Source organism: Poseidonocella pacifica (assembly GCF_900111875.1).
Lineage (GTDB): Bacteria > Pseudomonadota > Alphaproteobacteria > Rhodobacterales > Rhodobacteraceae > Poseidonocella > Poseidonocella pacifica.
In genome coordinates, this window is record NZ_FOJU01000001.1 from 895,287 (window position 1) to 912,287 (window position 17,001).

Annotated in this window: 19 protein-coding genes and 1 other RNA gene; 16 read left to right on the forward strand and 4 right to left on the reverse strand. The window is 62.6% G+C overall.

Annotated elements, in window-relative coordinates; genetic code table 11:
• Positions 1-3: 3 nt before the first annotated feature.
• The 3 genes from BM234_RS04245 to BM234_RS04255 all read left to right on the forward strand — a co-directional run bounded on the left by BM234_RS04245 (position 4) and on the right by BM234_RS04255 (position 1,563).
• Positions 4-354 carry a DUF4345 family protein gene (locus BM234_RS04245; protein ID WP_092060902.1) on the forward strand — a complete coding sequence of 117 codons (351 nt, stop codon included), beginning with the start codon at positions 4-6 and terminating at the stop codon, positions 352-354.
• 3 nt (positions 355-357) lie between these two features.
• Positions 358-705: a transfer-messenger RNA gene (ssrA, locus tag BM234_RS04250) on the forward strand.
• A 150-nt stretch (positions 706-855) separates the two neighbouring features.
• Positions 856-1,563: a VPLPA-CTERM sorting domain-containing protein gene (locus BM234_RS04255; protein ID WP_092060904.1), complete on the forward strand. Its 708-nt coding sequence runs from the start codon at positions 856-858 to the stop codon at positions 1,561-1,563.
• 18 nt (positions 1,564-1,581) lie between these two features.
• Here BM234_RS04255 and BM234_RS04260 read toward each other — a convergent pair whose 3' ends face one another.
• Positions 1,582-2,256 carry an ArsR/SmtB family transcription factor gene (locus BM234_RS04260; protein WP_217645942.1) on the reverse strand — a complete coding sequence of 225 codons (675 nt, stop codon included), beginning with the start codon at positions 2,254-2,256 and terminating at the stop codon, positions 1,582-1,584.
• Positions 2,257-2,416: 160 nt separating this feature from the next.
• Here BM234_RS04260 and BM234_RS04265 point away from each other — a divergent pair, with 160 nt between their 5' ends.
• The 6 genes from BM234_RS04265 to BM234_RS04290 all read left to right on the forward strand — a co-directional run bounded on the left by BM234_RS04265 (position 2,417) and on the right by BM234_RS04290 (position 6,607).
• Positions 2,417-2,782, forward strand: coding sequence for an antibiotic biosynthesis monooxygenase family protein (locus BM234_RS04265; protein WP_092060907.1), 366 nt, complete (start codon positions 2,417-2,419; stop codon positions 2,780-2,782).
• 99 nt (positions 2,783-2,881) lie between these two features.
• Complete coding sequence (locus tag BM234_RS04270; protein WP_092060909.1) at positions 2,882-3,376, forward strand: SspB family protein; 495 nt, start codon at positions 2,882-2,884, stop codon at positions 3,374-3,376.
• Between the two features lie 81 nt (positions 3,377-3,457).
• Positions 3,458-4,852, forward strand: coding sequence for a class II fumarate hydratase (gene fumC / locus BM234_RS04275; protein WP_092060911.1), 1,395 nt, complete (start codon positions 3,458-3,460; stop codon positions 4,850-4,852).
• 343 nt (positions 4,853-5,195) lie between these two features.
• Positions 5,196-5,720, forward strand: a complete 525-nt coding sequence (locus tag BM234_RS04280) for a hypothetical protein (RefSeq protein ID WP_092060913.1) — start codon at positions 5,196-5,198, stop codon at positions 5,718-5,720.
• Between the two features lie 492 nt (positions 5,721-6,212).
• Positions 6,213-6,386: a DUF4169 family protein gene (locus BM234_RS04285; RefSeq protein ID WP_092060915.1), complete on the forward strand. Its 174-nt coding sequence runs from the start codon at positions 6,213-6,215 to the stop codon at positions 6,384-6,386.
• Positions 6,383-6,607, forward strand: coding sequence for a ribbon-helix-helix domain-containing protein (locus BM234_RS04290; RefSeq protein ID WP_092060916.1), 225 nt, complete (start codon positions 6,383-6,385; stop codon positions 6,605-6,607). Before BM234_RS04285 ends, BM234_RS04290 begins: the two co-directional genes overlap by 4 nt.
• Positions 6,608-6,649: 42 nt before the next feature.
• Here the strand turns inward: BM234_RS04290 and BM234_RS04295 are convergent, their stop codons facing one another.
• Positions 6,650-7,411: an MBL fold metallo-hydrolase gene (locus tag BM234_RS04295; RefSeq protein ID WP_092060918.1), complete on the reverse strand. Its 762-nt coding sequence runs from the start codon at positions 7,409-7,411 to the stop codon at positions 6,650-6,652.
• Positions 7,412-7,506: 95 nt separating this feature from the next.
• The gene (locus tag BM234_RS04300) at positions 7,507-8,508 is read right to left on the reverse strand and encodes a divergent polysaccharide deacetylase family protein (protein ID WP_092060920.1); all 1,002 of its coding nucleotides are present in this window, start codon (positions 8,506-8,508) and stop codon (positions 7,507-7,509) included.
• A gap of 153 nt (positions 8,509-8,661) precedes the next feature.
• Between BM234_RS04300 and BM234_RS04305 the strand changes: the two genes are divergently transcribed.
• The 6 genes from BM234_RS04305 to lexA all read left to right on the forward strand — a co-directional run bounded on the left by BM234_RS04305 (position 8,662) and on the right by lexA (position 13,449).
• Complete coding sequence (locus BM234_RS04305; protein ID WP_092060921.1) at positions 8,662-9,243, forward strand: anthranilate synthase component II; 582 nt, start codon at positions 8,662-8,664, stop codon at positions 9,241-9,243.
• On the forward strand, positions 9,240-10,262 hold the full coding sequence (trpD, locus tag BM234_RS04310; RefSeq protein ID WP_092060923.1) for an anthranilate phosphoribosyltransferase: 1,023 nt from the start codon (positions 9,240-9,242) through the stop codon (positions 10,260-10,262). The genes BM234_RS04305 and trpD overlap by 4 nt, the downstream gene beginning before the upstream one ends.
• Positions 10,259-11,062 (forward strand): indole-3-glycerol phosphate synthase TrpC, encoded by an 804-nt coding sequence (gene trpC, locus BM234_RS04315; RefSeq protein ID WP_092060925.1) that lies wholly within the window; start codon positions 10,259-10,261, stop codon positions 11,060-11,062. Before trpD ends, trpC begins: the two co-directional genes overlap by 4 nt.
• Positions 11,062-11,535, forward strand: coding sequence for a cyclic pyranopterin monophosphate synthase MoaC (moaC, locus tag BM234_RS04320; RefSeq protein WP_092060927.1), 474 nt, complete (start codon positions 11,062-11,064; stop codon positions 11,533-11,535). The genes trpC and moaC overlap by 1 nt, the downstream gene beginning before the upstream one ends.
• A complete protein-coding gene (locus tag BM234_RS04325) occupies positions 11,532-12,704 on the forward strand; it encodes a molybdopterin molybdotransferase MoeA (protein WP_092060929.1) in 1,173 nt (390 codons plus the stop codon). Before moaC ends, BM234_RS04325 begins: the two co-directional genes overlap by 4 nt.
• 70 nt (positions 12,705-12,774) lie before the next feature.
• On the forward strand, positions 12,775-13,449 hold the full coding sequence (lexA, locus tag BM234_RS04330) for a transcriptional repressor LexA (protein ID WP_092060931.1): 675 nt from the start codon (positions 12,775-12,777) through the stop codon (positions 13,447-13,449).
• Here the strand turns inward: lexA and BM234_RS04335 are convergent.
• Positions 13,443-15,452: a ComEC/Rec2 family competence protein gene (locus BM234_RS04335; RefSeq protein WP_092060933.1), complete on the reverse strand. Its 2,010-nt coding sequence runs from the start codon at positions 15,450-15,452 to the stop codon at positions 13,443-13,445. The genes lexA and BM234_RS04335 overlap by 7 nt on opposite strands.
• Before the next feature lie 80 nt (positions 15,453-15,532).
• Here BM234_RS04335 and gltX point away from each other — a divergent pair, with 80 nt between their 5' ends.
• Positions 15,533-16,936, forward strand: a complete 1,404-nt coding sequence (gltX, locus tag BM234_RS04340) for a glutamate--tRNA ligase (protein ID WP_092060935.1) — start codon at positions 15,533-15,535, stop codon at positions 16,934-16,936.
• Positions 16,937-17,001 lie beyond the last annotated feature (65 nt).

Genomic DNA, 17,001 nt, shown 5'->3' on the forward strand with positions numbered 1-17,001 from the left:
GCCATGACCGAAACGATCAACCTCATTCTGGCTCTGGCCACCATCGCGATGGGCTGCATCGGGTTCATCTCTCCGCGCTACGCCGCCGATGCGCTGGATCTGACCACGACCAAGAGCACCATGGGCCTGACGGAACTGCGCGCAGGGTCCGGGGCGCTCTTCATCGGTCTCGGGCTCGGTGCGATCCTGATCGGCTCTCCTATCGCCTATGCCACGATGGGATGCGCCTATGCCGGAGCGGGTGTCGGGCGCCTGACCTCGATCCTGCGGGACAAGCCGCCGATGAAGAAGGCGGGGTTCTTTTTCGCGGTCGAGGCGATCTTCGGGCTTTGGCTCATCTTCGCGAACCTTTGAAAACCCCTTGAAAGACAAGCCCCTTCGACCCTATATTCGTTCTGTCCTTCGGGACTATGGACATAAACGCGCTCATAATAAGCGGATCGGACCCGGGGGCGGTACCCGGCGGCTCCACCATACATCCTTCGTTTGAGGATCTTGGGGCCGAAATAGGATCGACGAACGTGTAAAAGAGTTGTTTTGTCTCGGTGAGGTACCACCGTTATCGGTCCGAAAAGTACAATTGCAAACGACAATCGTGCTCCGGTTGCAGTCGCTGCGTAAGCAGTGACGAGACCGAAACTTAAGCCCTTGCGCTTAGCAGCGTAAGGCGGGGTTCGCAGGCACCTGGCAACAGAAGCCTGCATTTTCCCCTCTAAATTCTCGACTTCTGATGCTCTGCGGCCTGTCCTTGATTGACGTTGCGGAAACACTCGGTTTCACAATTTAGCAACCATAATCCTTGCCCGGCATGGCGTAACCTGCGAAGAATAGACCCTGATCTTTGATAGGTGCGACATGATGCGAGTATCCGGACTTTTGCTTTCCTTCGGCCTCAGTGTGGCTGGCATCGCGGCGCCTGCGGCCACGCTTTCGTCCCTCACGAGCGGCGGCAGCATTGTCGAATCCGATCTGATCTTCGATAACTTCTATTTCGAGAATTTTACCGGCCGGGCCATACTTTCGAGCCCGCTCGATGCTGATCCTGCGCGGATCGACATCACCACAAGCTCGACGGCCTCTACGGTCTCGCTTACCGCGACGATGTCCGATGTCTCCATCAGCGGGACCGAAGCATTCTATAACTTCGATATCTGGTTCGATGTGGCGGTAGCCGCCAGTTCCGTGCGGAGCATCACCTCCGTCATGTTGACCGGCGATCTTTTCGCGAGCGCCGGGTCAACGCCCGGCGCTTCGGATGATGCAACCTCGAACGTCTTTTACTCGGCGATGCCGGGGTCTTTTGACGCAGAGATATTTGCAAGCCCTCTCGCCTCCCCCGCATCCCAAGCCAGCGATGGTTTCTCGACCATTGCCGATTCTCTCGAGCTCGACGGAAACATTTCCGGACGCGCGATCAGGTCCGGAGATACCGCAGGAATCACCAGCTATACGGTGACCTTCACGCTCGAAGAACTGACCCCGGTGCCGCTCCCGGCGAGCGCTCTGCTTCTTCTTGCAGGCATGGGCGGGCTTGGCTGGGTATCCCGGCGCAAGTCACACTGAACCGGGGCCCCGCGCGGGTCAGCCCTCAATCGGCGGGAAACTCCGATCAAGCGCCGCGCGGCCTTCCTCCGAGAAGTGAAGCGCGCGGCCCTTTTCATCCGCCACGGCCCATCCGCGCGCCAGCATGATATCCAGCAGCCCGCGCGCGATATACCCACCAAGATGGGACGCCTCGGGCGTACGTTCCGCGCAAGGTCTGCACGCCTCTCCCTTGTGGGCGCGAGAAAGTTTATCGATATCAAGCCCCTGCGCCGTCAGGATGGCTCGCCCGCGCGGGGTAAGTTCCATCCCCGATGGGCCCTCGGCAAAGGCATTGCGCGCCTCGAGCGATTTGAAAACCTGTTCCCCAAGCGCGCCCGCCAGATGACCGTAACAGCTTCGGGCGACGCTCATCGCCCGCTCCGCCGCACCGTCGTCCATGGGGAGATCCACGCCCTCGATCGGCTCTGAAATGGCCATCAACGCATCAAGCGCGCCGACGACCCCATTGCTTGCGATCGTGAAATAACAGCGCCGCCCCTCGCGCGTCCGCTCCAGAAGCCCGGCATCGGTCAGCTTGGCGAGGTGATTGCTCGCGGTGGGCGGCGATACTCCGGCCACCTCTGCAAGCTCGGTCGCGGTGCGGCGCGTGCCTTCGCCAAGGAGCGAGATCAGCATGGAAACCCGGCCCTTGTCCGCCAGTGCGCCTGCCACGCGCGAAAATTCCGCCCTTCCCATACACTTCGCTCCCTGCAACGCTTGTCCTGAGACCGACAGTTACCGTTTGTTGGTTAGCAAAGTCTTTTTTCCCGCACGGAAGCGTTTGCATTTTGCGCCAGATGCGGATTTGCAGGAATAAACGTAGGAGGCGCGCATGTTGGCCGTGATATTTGAAGTTTGGCCCGCAGATGGGCAGCGAGAGGATTACCTCGCCCTCGCAGCCTCGCTCCGCGCGGATCTGCACCAGATGGACGGATTTCTCGGGGTCGAACGGTTCGAGAGCCTAACGGAGCCGGGCAAGCTGCTTTCACTGAGTTTCTGGCGCGATGAAGAGGCGCTGGCCGCGTGGCGCGCCCTGCCCCGGCACCGTGCCGCGCAGACCGCCGGGCGCGACAGGATGTTTCACGACTATCGCCTGCGCGTGGCCGGGGTTATCCGCGACTATGGCCTCGCAGACCGGGCAGAAGCGCCGCAGGACAGTCAGGCAGCGCATTGTCCGGGCGGCAAAGCCCCGTTATGAGGCAGGCAATGGAATGTCATGACCGATCCCGGCGTTGCCCCCTTTTGTTTCGGTCAAACTGCCCTATGCTGGAATCATTCTCCGAAGGGGGTCACCTTTATGGCCAGTGAAATCGACTACGGAAACCTGATGCACCGTGCCATGCGCGGCCTGATACGCAACGTCCTGTCGGATGTCGCAGAACGCGGGCTTCCGGGACAGCATCATTTCTTCATCACCTTTGATACGCTGCACCCCGACGTGGAAATCGCCGATTGGCTGTCAGATCGCTATCCCGGCGAGATGACCGTGGTGATCCAGCACTGGTTCGACAATCTCGACGTCGGCGAAGAAGGATTTTCGGTGACGCTCAATTTCGGCGACGCGCCGGAGCCACTCTATATCCCCTATGACGCGATCAAGACCTTCGTGGATCCATCGGTGGAATTCGGGCTGCGCTTTGAGACGCAAGAGGAGAGCGAGGAGAAGTTGCACGCCGTTCGGGACGACGAAGACCAACCGGCCGCTGCCAAGGACACCTCCACCGAGCCGCCCAAACCCTCGCCGCCCAAGGGCGATGCGGAGGTTGTGAGCCTCGACCGTTTCCGCAAATAGGCCCTCCGCTCCTTTTCCACATTGCCCGCGCGCGATCGTCCCGCTACTGCGTATACGACCGCATACCATAGGGAGTTGACGATGACCGAGACCCGCACCGAAACCGACAGCTTCGGCCCGCTCGAAGTACCCGCGGACAAGTATTGGGGCGCACAGACACAGCGTTCGATCATTAATTTCCCCATTGGTTGGGAAAAACAGCCGGTGGCGATCGTCCGCGCGCTTGGCGTGATCAAGAAGGCCTGCGCACAGGCTAACAAGGCGCAGGGAACGCTCGATCCCAAGCTTGCCGATGCCATCATTCAGGCTGCGGGTGAGGTTGTCGACGGCAAGTTCGACGACAACTTTCCCCTCGTCGTCTGGCAAACCGGGTCTGGCACGCAATCGAACATGAACGCCAACGAGGTGATCGCGAACCGCGCGATCGAGATCCTTGGCGGCACGCTTGGCACCAAGGACCCGGTGCACCCCAACGACCATTGCAATATGGGGCAATCGTCCAACGACACCTTCCCCACGGCGATGCATATCGCCACGGCGATGACAGCGCGCGACGTGACCCTGCCGGGGCTGCGCAAGCTGCATGCAGCGCTTGAGGACAAGGTTGCGGCCTTCGACGGCATCATCAAGATCGGCCGGACCCATACCCAAGATGCCACGCCGCTGACCCTCAGCCAGGAGTTTTCCGGCTACAGCCATCAGGTGGCCATGGGCATCGCCCGCGTCGAAGCTGCGCTTGGCCGGATCTATGAGCTTGCTCAGGGCGGCACCGCCGTCGGCACCGGGCTGAATACCCGCGTTGGCTGGGCTGAGACCGTGGCCGCGAACATGGCGGAAATCGCCGGTCTGCCCTTCGTCACCGCGCCCAACAAGTTCGAGGCGCTTGCCGCCCATGATGCGATGGTGGAGATTTCCGGCGCGCTCAAGACCGTTGCGGCATCGCTCTTCAAGATCGCCAATGACATCCGGTTTCTCGGCTCCGGTCCGCGTTGCGGCCTTGGCGAATTGATCCTGCCCGAGAATGAGCCCGGCTCCTCGATCATGCCCGGCAAGGTGAACCCGACCCAGTGCGAGGCGCTGACGCAGGTGTGCGCCCATGTCTTTGGCAACGATGCAGCCGTCGGCTTTGCCGGATCGCAGGGACATTTCGAGCTTAACGTCTACAAGCCGATGATGGCCTATAACGTCCTGCAATCCATGCAGCTTTTGGGCGATGCGGCGTCGGCTTTCACCGACAATCTGGTCGTCGGGCTAGAGGCGGATGCGGACCGGATCGGCAAACTGATGCGCGAGTCGCTCATGCTCGTCACGGCCCTCGCGCCGGAGATCGGCTATGACAACGCCACCAAGGTCGCCAAGACCGCGCACAAGAACGGCACCACGCTCAAGGAAGAGGCCGTCAAGCTCGGCTTCGTCGATGAGGAAACCTTCGAGCGCGTCGTTCGCCCGGAGAACATGATCGGCCCAAAGAACTGATTTCACGGCGCTGGCCCCACGGCGGGGCCAGCAAGTCGCTTGACGTTAACGCGCGAATTGGCGCGTCAGAGCCGCAGCCGATGCGGTCAGTCACGGACATTCTGTGGGTGCGGTTTTCATAACTCGCGCGCCAAATATGCACATTTCTTACCCCGCCTCTTCGCTTTTCTGGCTTCATGTCGGGAAGGTTCATCGCCTTGCGGGCAACCAATATTCACAAGGTAGGGATGCTGCCAACAAAGATGCAATTTTATTAAAATTGCACAAATTTGTTGCGCATTTTGCTTGACGGTGCGAAATTTGAATCGTGCGCTTTGGCACGTCGGATTTAAGGAATTTACGGATGAACAAGCTTACTCTTCTCGCAGCTCACGTGTTCTTGCTAGCTTCAACTGCCAACGCAGAAAACCTCGGATTTACAGTGGGATTTGGCGTCGGCGGGGATAAGGATATGCTCTGGATCGAAAATCTTGCTGAAAATGCGAGCATCAAACATTTCAAACTATTTGTAGGAAGCCCAGACTACGAAGTGCAACTGAGCGATCGAAATAATAGCCGATCCGGCGGTTTTACAATAAAGCCAGCGAGCGCAAATTCTGTTGTTGAGGTAGATTTTGAAGATTTCAAGCCGTTGGCTACTATGAGCACGACCGGTATAGCTTATTTGACATTTGATTTCAACCAAAGCGGCGAGCCGACCAAAGAAGTAGACTATCGAACAATATTGAAAAACGGCGGCTACGCCGAGGTGACCTTTGCAGTTGGCGAGGGGCAAGAAACTCTGAAGGTCGATTTCCAGGGTTTAGGCTTTGTGGAAGAGGCACAAAACGTTTTTGCTGCGAAGGAATCTATCAATTGCACCTGCTGACCAATCGTCTTTAGGTCGCCTGTAGACATGTTTCTGGTGTTGTCCGTGTCCCTTCTCAACGACGGACATGGACGCACCTTCCGCGAAATAAAAACCAATGCGCCAAGTTTATGCCGTTCGAGCTTTGGAACTCTTGTCAGGTAATTGCTGCATCAAGCGCAGAAGTTTGGGCACCGTCTGAACGGCATACCGTATTTTTTAAGGTGTTTCGATGTACGCACGATCGAATTAAATTACCTGAACGCTTCGATAGCAAGGTCTTTGGGAAAATGCTGAAGGTCAACTATGCGCCCTCATAGCTATAGATGGGCCGACATATCGCACCTGACCGATAGACGCGACTGCAAAAGCGCCGCCGGAAACCCACGGACATATAGACATACCCAGCGGTTTCGAGCCCCAACGGTATGCGTTTCACATGTGGCGGCACGGGCGCATCCTGCAGTGCCATTGCACTTCCCTCCGGCTGTCGTCCCGTGGCAGGGTGTTTCCATGAGCAAGCCCGTCAATCTCAATCAGATCCGCAAAGCCCGCGCTCGTGCCGAGAAGAAGGCGGAGGCGGATCGCAATGCCGTCGCTTTCGGGCGGAGCCGCGCTGAGAAGTCGCTTGATCGCGCACGCAAGGAAAAAGCCGAGCGCGGCTTGGACGGCAAGAAGCGCGAATGACGTCCAGCCGCCCGGTCAAACGATCCCTGTCCCTGCACGGGCATCGCACCTCTGTTTCGCTGGAGGAGGAATTCTGGGAGGCATTTCGGGATATTGCGCGCGACCGCGGCGTCGCGCTCAATGCGCTGGCGGCTGAGATCGACGAATCCCGCGGGATGGATTCGGGCCTCGCCTCGGCGATCCGGCTGTACGTTCTGCGCCACTACCGCCAAAGGGCTTAGCGCCACCGACCCGCGCCAACAGGCCGGTGGACACGCAAGCGCTTAGGCGTACCAGTCGCCGAAGCGGACCTCGACATCGGATGTCGCATCCTGCACCAGCTTGGCGAAGGCTTCGATATCGCTGCCACGGTAGTGATAGGGATAGACGACCGTCGGCTTGAATTCCGCCACCGCATCGGCGGCCTTCTCGACCTCCATGGTATAGGGCAGGTTCATCGGCACGAAGGCCACGTCGATCCCGCTCAGGGCGCGCATCTCCGGGGTGTCTTCGGTGTCGCCCGCGATATAGACGGTCAGCCCATCCACATCGAGGATATAGCCATTGTCGCGGCCCGGCGGGTGATACTTCAACCGGTCTTCGGTGAGGTTGTAAGCTGGGATCGCATCGACCGACATGCCGCCGAGAGTCGTGCTCTCGCCGTTGGCGATGGCGGTGGCCTGTGCCTTCAGCGTATCGTCCAGCATCTCATAGACCGCCGGGTTCGTCAGGATCGGCACACCCTCGGGGGCCACCGCTGCCAGTGTTACGGGGTCGAAGTGGTCGGCGTGTTGATGCGTGATGAGCACGAACTGCGCCTTGGGCAGATCGGCATAGGCCTCCGCCCCGCCGACGGGATCGACATAGATCACGCCGCCGGGCGTCTCCAGCACCATGGAGGCATGTTCGACCGGATGCACGGTCATCTCGCCGCTATCGGTCTTGAACATGTTCGCCCCGTGACCCGCCGCGCCAGCGCGGAAGGGCAAGACTGTGATCGCGACACCCGCGGCCGTCGTGGTCAGAAAATTGCGTCTGTTGAGCATTGTGAACTCCCTCGTCACACCGATACGTGGGAGAGGATAACACAGGCGCCCCTGTTGTCTCGTCTCAATGGCCTCACGAATACGCCATCGCCGGTTTATCGGGGCAAAAGTGCCGAAACCGGGGCGAGGATCACGCCGCGCGCCGGGTCAGATGCCCACTCGCTGAGCACGCCGAGCGTTTCGGGCCGAAGCCGACCTAGGAGCAGGGCCGCGCCGGTGCGTTCAGCACGAAGCGCGGCATCGTCCAAAGCCGCGCGGATCGCGTCCGCGCCCTCACCAGCGCCATCGATATCGCGCAGGATTCGGATCGCGGGCAAGGACTCCGGCGCTGTGCCATTGGTGAGAAGAATGCCGAGGCCCTCGGCGCGGATCACCTTCTCCGCCGCGGGATCGACCGGCGCCGCATCGCCCGAGGGTGCCTGAAGCAGCGCCACGGCCCCCTCTATCCCGGCAAGGCGGCGCGCTTCGTCTTCGGAACGCAGTGCCCCAAGCACCACGATCTCCGCCCCGGCGGCCCGCAGCGCTTCCGCCCGTGCCGAACCATTGCCGTGCCGCGCATCCACCACCACGGTCAGGGGGCCGGGCGCGCCGGCAAGTGCATTCGCCGACACGGGCTGATCAGGAAGGTCCAGCAGGACAAGGGAGAGGAGCGGCTTGCCCTCCGGGTTCTCGAACGCGATGGCATTGGCCAGACGCGCGGGCACCGTTGGCCGCTGTGGCAAGGCATCCGCACTTGGCGCGTCTTCAGGCGCGGCCGTGATCTCAGGAGCCGTTGGCGCTTCGGCCTCGGCTGGCGCCGCCACCGGTGCGCTTTCGGCGGGGGGCGCGGGGGCGAGCAATGGGGCAGGCAATGCGATCTCGGGCCCCATTTCAAGTGGCATCGGTGCGACAACAGGATCGGGCGAGTTTGGCAGGCCAACCGGTGCCGCCTCCTCGATGGGTGCAGGTACCACCGCGATCGCCACGTCTGCCGCTTCTTCGGGCGTCGCGGCGTCTTCCTGTATGACCTCGCGCGGGAATGTGACTGACAACGCGCCGAATCCGAGTGCCGATACCGCCAATCCGGCCAGAATTCCGGCTCCTACCCCACGTGCCATTGTCCACCCGCCTCTTTTCTGTCGCTGCCTTTCGGGGGTGTTGCCCCGGTCCGAAGCCCCCGTTTCGCCCCCTTGACGCTCCAGCGCAACCCTGAGCATGTATACCGCGACCGCAAACCGGGCTGAAAGCCCCCAATCCTGACCGGGCGCGCCATGCTTCTCCTGATCGACAACTATGACAGCTTTACCTACAATCTCGTCCACTACCTGGGCGAGCTGGGGGCAGATGTCAGCGTCTGGCGAAACGACGCGCTGGATGTGCAGCAGGCGATGGCGATGAATCCCGCCGGGATCGTACTGTCGCCCGGCCCCTGCACGCCAAGCGATGCCGGGATCTGTCTTGCCCTGACCGAAGCCGCAGCGGAAACGAATACGCCGCTTTTTGGCGTCTGTCTGGGGCATCAGACCATCGGACAGGTCTTTGGCGGCACGGTTCAGCGCCACACCCAGATCGTCCATGGCAAGACCGATCAGGTTCACCACGAAGGCAAGGGTGTCTTTGCCGGCCTCCCCTCGCCGTTTCAGGCGACGCGCTATCATTCACTGGTCGTCGACCGCGACAGCCTGCCACCCGAACTTGAGGTCACGGCATGGCTTGAGGATGGTACAATCATGGGCCTGCGCCACCGTGAAAAACCCATAGAGGGGGTGCAGTTTCACCCTGAATCCATCGCCTCGGAACATGGTCACACCATGCTGCGCAACTTTCTCCAGCAGGTAAAGGTGCCCGCATGAGCGAGGTTCTCAAACCCCTGATCGGGATCGCAGCTGAACGCGCCCTGACCCGCGCCGAGGCAGAAACGGCCTTCACCGCGCTGTTCGAAGGAGAAGCTACCCCGAGCCAGATGGGCGGACTGCTCATGGCGCTGCGGACGCGGGGCGAGACGGTGGATGAATATGCCGCCGCCGCCGCCGTGATGCGCGCCAAGTGCCACAAGGTCAAAGCCCCGGCCGGGGCGATGGATATCGTCGGCACCGGCGGTGACGGCAAGAAAACGCTCAACATCTCTACCGCGACGGCCTTTGTGGTCGCGGGCGCGGGCGTGACGGTGGCCAAACATGGCAACCGCAACCTGTCCTCCAAATCCGGCGCGGCCGATGCGCTCGGCCAGATGGGGATCAACGTCATGGTTGGCCCCCGGGTGGTGGAGCGCGCGCTGGAAGAGGTGGGCATCGCCTTCATGATGGCGCCCATGCATCACCCGGCGGTGGCGCATGTCATGCCCACCCGGCAGGAGCTTGGCACGCGCACCATCTTCAACATCCTCGGCCCGCTGACCAATCCCGCCGGAGCGCTGCGCCAGTTGACGGGCGCCTTTTCGCGCGATCTCATCCGTCCAATGGCCGAAACGCTCAAGGTGTTGGGGGCCGAGCGGGCTTGGCTCGTGCATGGCAGCGACGGCACTGACGAGTTGTCGATCGCCGGCGTTTCCTGGGTCGCGGCGCTGGAAGAGAACGGCGAAATCCGCGAGGTGGAGTTGCACCCCGAGGACGCGGGCCTGCCCGTGCATCCCTTTGAGGACATCATCGGTGGCACGCCCGAGGAAAACGGAGCGGCGCTGCGCGCTCTGCTCGGCGGTGCCCAGAGCGCATACCGCGATGCGGTCTTGCTCAACGCGGCTGCCGCGCTTGTGGTCGCGGGCCGGGTCGATGACCTGCGCGACGGGGTAGACGCCGCCCGGCTCAGCATCGACAGCGGTGCGGCCAGCGCCAAGATAGAAGCCCTCGCCAAACTCACCACGGAGGCGGCATGACCGACACCATTCTCGACCGTATCAAAGCCTACAAGCTGGAAGAAGTCGCCGCCGACAAGGCCGCCACGCCCCTCTCGGATGTGGAGGATGCCGCCCGCGCCGCCAGCGCGCCCCGCGGGTTCGCCCAAGCGCTGCGCCGCGCCGGGGAAACCGGTTATGGCCTGATCGCCGAGGTGAAAAAAGCCAGCCCGTCAAAGGGGTTGATCCGGGAGGATTTCGATCCCGCATCCCTCGCCCGCGCCTATGAGGCCGGCGGCGCGACCTGTCTTTCGGTGCTGACCGATACGCCCAGCTTTCAAGGGGCAAAACCCTTCCTCACTGCCGCGCGGGAGGCGACCTCCCTGCCCGCCTTGCGCAAGGATTTCATGTATGACCCCTATCAGGTGGTCGAGGCCCGTGCGCTTGGGGCCGACTGTATCCTGATCATCATGGCGAGCGTCTCGGATGCGCAGGCCGCAGAACTCGAAGCCTGCGCCTTCTACTGGGGTATGGATGCGTTGATCGAGGTGCACGACGCGGCGGAGCTTGATCGCGCGCTCATGCTGCGCAGCGAATTGATCAGCATCAACAATCGCAATCTCAAGACCTTTGAAACGCGGCTGGAAACCACGCGGGAACTTGCCGCACGCATCCCGGCGGAACGTCTTTGCATTTCCGAATCCGGCCTGCATTCCCCGGAGGACCTTGCCGATATGGCCCGCCATGGCGCGCGCACCTTCCTCATCGGCGAAAGCCTGATGCGGCAGTCGGATGTGACAGAGGCAACCCGTGCCCTGCTCGCCAGCCCGGAGCCCGTCTGATGGCGCTGACGCATTTCGATGCCGACGGCCACGCGCATATGGTCGACGTTTCCGAAAAGCCGAGCACCGCGCGCGTCGCGGTCGCCGAGGGGTTCGTGCGCATGTCGCGGGAGACCTTTGACGTGATCAAGGAAGGCCGGGCAAAGAAGGGTGACGTGCTGGGCGTGGCCCGGCTTGCGGGGATCATGGGGGCCAAGAAGACCTCCGATCTCATCCCCCTTTGCCATCCGCTTCCCATCACCAAGGTATCGCTCGACCTGACACCGGACGCGACCCTGCCGGGCATTCGGATCGAGGCGACGGTCAAGACCAACGGCCAGACCGGGGTCGAGATGGAAGCGTTGACGGCGGTGAACATCGCCGCGCTCACCGTCTATGACATGGCGAAAGCTGTGGACAAGGCGATGGAAATCGGCGGCATCCGCGTTGTCCTGAAGGATGGCGGCAAATCCGGGCGATATGTAGCCGAATGATTTCCGTCGACGCGGCGCTCGCCCATCTCTTTTCCCTCACCCGCCCGCTCGGGCCCGAAACCGTCCCCCTGCGCGAGGCGGCGGGCCGGGTGCTTTTGCACGATGCGGTGGCGCGGCGCGATCAGCCCCCGTTCGCCGCCTCCGCCATGGATGGCTATGCGGTTCAGGATGCAGAAGTCCGGCCCGGTGCGCGTTTCACCGTCGTCGGAGAGGCCGCGGCCGGTCACCGCTTTGACCGCGCGATCACCCCCGGAGAGGCCGTGCGGATTTTCACCGGTGCGCCAATCCCCGATGGGGCAGACCGCATCGTGATTCAGGAGGACGTGTGCGTCGATGGGTCCAGCATCACGCTGGGCGACGCTCTCGATTCCAAGGCCTATGTGCGCCCTGCGGGGGCCGATTTCCGGATCGGGGATCGCCTTCCCGCGCCCCGAACGCTGACGCCGCAGGATATTGCGCTTCTGGCCTCGATGAACATCGCCGAAGTGGTCGTATCGCGCCGCCCTGTTGTCGCCTTGATCTCCACGGGCGACGAGCTTGTCCTGCCGGGCGAAGACCCCGGCCCGGATCAGATCATCGCCTCCAACACCTTTGGCCTTCATGCCCTGCTCACCTCTGCGGGCGCGCGGGCGCGGATCTTGCCCATTGCGCGCGATACCCGCGATCACCTGAAACAGGTCTTCGCACTGGCGGCTGACGCGGATCTGATCGTCACCATCGGCGGGGCGTCTGTGGGCGATCACGACCTTGTAGGAGATGTGGCACAGAGCCTCGGGATGGAGCAGAGCTTCTATCGCATCGCCATGCGCCCCGGAAAGCCACTGATGGCGGGCCGAATGGGGGATGCGGCAATGGTCGGTTTGCCCGGAAATCCCGTCAGCGCAATGGTTTGCGGGCGGATCTTCCTCGTGCCTCTCATCCGCGCGATGCTCACCCTGCCTGCCGAACCCGCACCGCGTGAAACGGCCCGTCTCACCGCCCCGCTCGGGCCGAATGGGCGACGAGAGCATTATATGCGCGCGACCGTCGGTCCGGAGGGGATCAGCAGTTTTGACCGGCAGGACAGCGCGCTGCTCTCCGTCCTGCAACAGGCGAACGCCCTTCTGGTGCGCGCAGTGAACGACCCCGCCCGGGAAGCAGGTGAGGAGGTAGAGTTTATCCGCCTTTAGTGCCTGCGTCAGGTTGACACAAACCGGGAACATGCGTAGAACAAACGCAAAATATCGTTTTGAGGGTCCCATGCTGACGCGCAAGCAACTTGATCTGCTCGACTTCATTCACAAGCGGCTGCAGCGTGATGGCGTACCGCCCAGCTTTGATGAGATGAAGGAAGCGCTGAACCTGCGATCCAAATCCGGGATCCACCGGCTGATCACGGCCCTTGAAGAGCGCGGCTTTATCCGGCGGTTGGCGCATCGGGCCCGCGCGATCGAAATCCTGCGCCTGCCTGACACGCTGCAAGACGCCAGCACCCCGTTCCGCCCCGAAGTGATCGACGGCGGCCGGGGGGAGCCGCGCAGCGAAGCGCCCTCCACCGAACTGCCCGTCATGGGCCGGATCGCCGCCGGTGTTCCCATCGCGGCCATTTCCGAAGTCTCTCACCGGATCGCGGTGCCGGGTTCGATCCTGTCGGGTCGCGCGCCACACTACGCGCTTGAGGTTCAGGGGGATTCCATGATCGGGATCGGCATCAACGATGGCGATACGGTCGTGATCCGCGAAACGCGCGTGGCCGATGACGGGGATATCGTCGTGGCGCTGGTCGAAGATGACGAGGCGACGCTCAAGAAATTCCGCCGTCACGGGGATCGCATCGCGCTGGAGGCCGCCAACCCGGCCTATGAAACGCGGATCTATCGCGAAAACGAGGTTCAGGTCCAAGGGCGTCTTGTCGGGTTGATCCGAAGCTATTGATCGTTCCAGAGGCGGGTTCCGGATAGGTCCCGTGCCGTGACGATCCTGAAATCCCGGCCGGCCGGATAGAGCGCCACAGCGCCCAGATCGGCCAGACGCGGCGGATCAAACACCTCGCACCCTAGCAGCCCCGGCGCGGGGTGGCTCAGGACCAGCACATCGGCGCCGCATTCCGTCAGGGCGGCTACATCCCGCTTTCCATGGACATGGCGCAGACGAAGCGGGCCGAAAGCGATTGCCTCGCCGCCTCGTCCCGCCGCGACGGGTTGGCTTGCCCCGTCGCCGTCATTCTCCAGCCAGTTGCGCGCGATGAAACCGCTGCCCTTTTCACGGCTGAGCGCGCGCCCGTCCTCCGTCATCACGCCCAGCAGCGCGCCGGTATCGGCGATGAGGACCGGGGGCCGCGCAGCCACGGCCCACAGCGCAAAGGCAGCCACCATCGGCAACAGCCCCGCCCATCGCGCGCGGCCACGCCAGAGGATGAGAAAAAGCGCCCCCATGGTGAGCCCGGGCAGCACGAAGGCAGGCGGACGCATGACATGGCCCACTGCGCCCGGCAGGCCGCTGGCCCAATGCGCAGCGCCAAGAATCCACTCAAGCCCCCATCCCATGACCCCAAAGGCCAACCCGTCGAGGCCAAAAGGTTTGAGCACCAGCGCAACGACAGCGACGGGCATGACGAGCACCCCCATGACGGGAACCGAGATCAGGTTGGCCACGAGGCCGAAGTGCGACACTTGATTGAAATGCACCGCACCGATGGGGCCCGTGGCGAACCCGGCAACCGCCGAGGAGAGCACGACCCCCACGGCCCCCCGCGCCCAGACCGGCCCGAGGTGAAAACTGGCGTTGCGCAGCGCCCCGAACACCGCCACGAGCGCCGTCGTGGCCGCAAAGGACATCTGAAACCCGGGGTTCAGCAACGCTTCGGGACGCAGGAACAGCACGATGCTCGCGGCAAGCGCCACGGCCCGCAACGAGATGGCCCGACGTCCAAACAGGATCGCCACCAGCGCCATGGCGACCATGATGAACGCGCGCTCTGTCGAGACCGCACCGCCTGACAGCGCCAGATAGAAGCTTGCCGCGCCAAGCGCCCCGACCGCCGCGATTTTCTTGCTCGGCACACGAAGCGCGACATAGGGAATGGCCGCGATGACGAGGCGCAATGCCCCATAAACGAACCCTGCGAGCAACCCCATATGCAGCCCCGAAATCGCGATGAGATGGGCGAGGTTGCTGTCGCGCAGCGATTGCAGCGTACCCTGCCCCATGCCGGAGCGATCCCCCGTCGTGACCGCCGCGGCAAAGGCGCCCGATTCACCGGGCAACCGGGCTTGGACATAGGCGGAAATTGCCATCCGCATTCGGAAAATCGCCAGATCGACCGCTCCCTCGGCCGGTTCGAGCAGGACGACGGGAACGCGGGTATATCCCACCGCGCCCAGACGCTGAAACCACGAATGACGCTGAAAATCGAAGCCGCCCGGCTCCACCGGACCGCCCGGGGGAGACAGATGGCCGGTGGTCATGATGGTCTGGCCCGGGGTGGGGTCGAGATCATCAAAAACGCCGTGGAGGGATATTCGCACGCGCGCAGGGGTCTTGTGCGGCGCGACACGCGACAGGACCACCCGGTCAAGCGTAAGGCGCACCGCATCAGAGGCCGATCGGTCGATCCCTACGACGCGCCCCTCGACCGGGCCATAATAGCGAAAGCTCAGCACCGGCTCGGCCACCTGATGGGCGCGCAACCCAGCAATCGAAAACCCGAGCGCCACGATCCCCACCCCGAGGAATATCGGCCCCAAGAGCGGCGCGATCAACGGCCCTGCAAGGCAAAGCCCGCCAAAGATGGCCGCGCCCCAGAGCACCGCCCCGGACGGCTCGAACCGCAGCAGGAAGAACAGGCCGATCCCAAGCCCGAAACAGACCGGAATCCAGGGAAACAGGTGCCCGCGCTGGCCCAACAGGACCAAGCCGATGGTGTGGAGGATGCGCAACTCTTGTCACCTCAAAGCGAGGCCGCTAGACAGTGCCGGACGCTACTCCAATCGCGGTTATGGAAAGGTTAATTTCCCTTATGTCCGACCAGGTGGTCACAAGATTTGCCCCCTCGCCCACGGGTTACCTTCACATCGGTGGCGCGCGCACGGCGCTGTTCAACTGGCTTTATGCACGCGGACGCGGCGGCAAGTTCCTGTTGCGGATCGAAGATACCGACCGTGCCCGGTCCACCCCCGAAGCGACGCAGGCGATCCTGCAGGGGCTAAGCTGGCTCGGGCTCGATTGGGACGGCGACCCTGTCAGTCAGGCGGCGGGTGCAGCGCGGCACGCCGAGGTCGCGCGCGAATTGCTACAGTCGGGACGGGCCTACAAGTGCTTTGCCACGCAAGACGAGATCGAAGCCTTTCGCGAAGCGTCCCGCGCCGCAGGTCATTCAACACTCTATCGCTCGCCCTGGCGTGATGCGGATCCGTCCAGCCATCCCGATGCGCCCTTTGTCATCCGGATCAAGGCCCCGCTTGAGGGGGAGACCATCATTCGCGACGAAGTGCAGGGCGAGGTGCGTATCCGCAACGACCAGCTCGACGACATGATCCTGCTGCGCTCCGACGGCACCCCGGTCTATATGCTCGCCGTGGTGGTGGACGACCATGACATGGGCGTGACCCATGTGATCCGCGGCGACGATCACCTCAACAATGCCGCGCGGCAGATGATGATCTATGAGGCAATGGGCTGGAACGTTCCCGTCTGGGCGCATATTCCGCTGATCCACGGACCGGACGGCAAGAAACTGTCCAAGCGGCACGGTGCTTTGGGCGCACAGGAATATCAGGCGATGGGCTATCCCGCCGCAGGCATGCGCAACTACCTCGCGCGGTTGGGGTGGAGCCATGGGGATGATGAGTACTTCACCGATGCGCAGGCAAAGGAGTGGTTCGACCTTGGCGGAATCGGGAAATCGCCTGCCCGGCTCGACCTGAAGAAGCTTGAGAACCTTTGCGGCTTGCACATGGCCCAGATGGACGATGCCGCGCTGCTGCATGAATTGCGGGCCTATCTGATCGCTGCGGGGCAATCTGATCTGACCGAAGGTCAATCGGAGCATCTCGCCGCGTCACTCTATTGCCTCAAGTCAGCGGCCAAGACATTCCCGCAACTGATTGAAAAGGCGGAGTTTGCACTGACATCTCGGCCTATTTCACCCGATGAGAAAGCCTCAAAACAGCTCACGGATGTATCCCGTGGTATACTGCGCGAATTGACGCCGCAGTTGCAAAATGCTAGCTGGAAACGAGACGATCTCGAAGCCGCGATGGGAACTTTCGCCGAGGCTCATGAGATGGGATTTGGTAAGCTGGCAGGTCCGCTTCGGGCTGCGTTGGCCGGCCGGGCCGTAACACCTAGCGTGTTCGATATGATGCTGATCCTAGGGCGTGACGAATCCATCGCCCGGATCGAAGACGCCGCCGCGGCGTAAACCGCGCGCGGCCCGTGACAGACAGGGCATCGGGGCCAGAGACGCCCCGTGCCCCCCAGCAGACG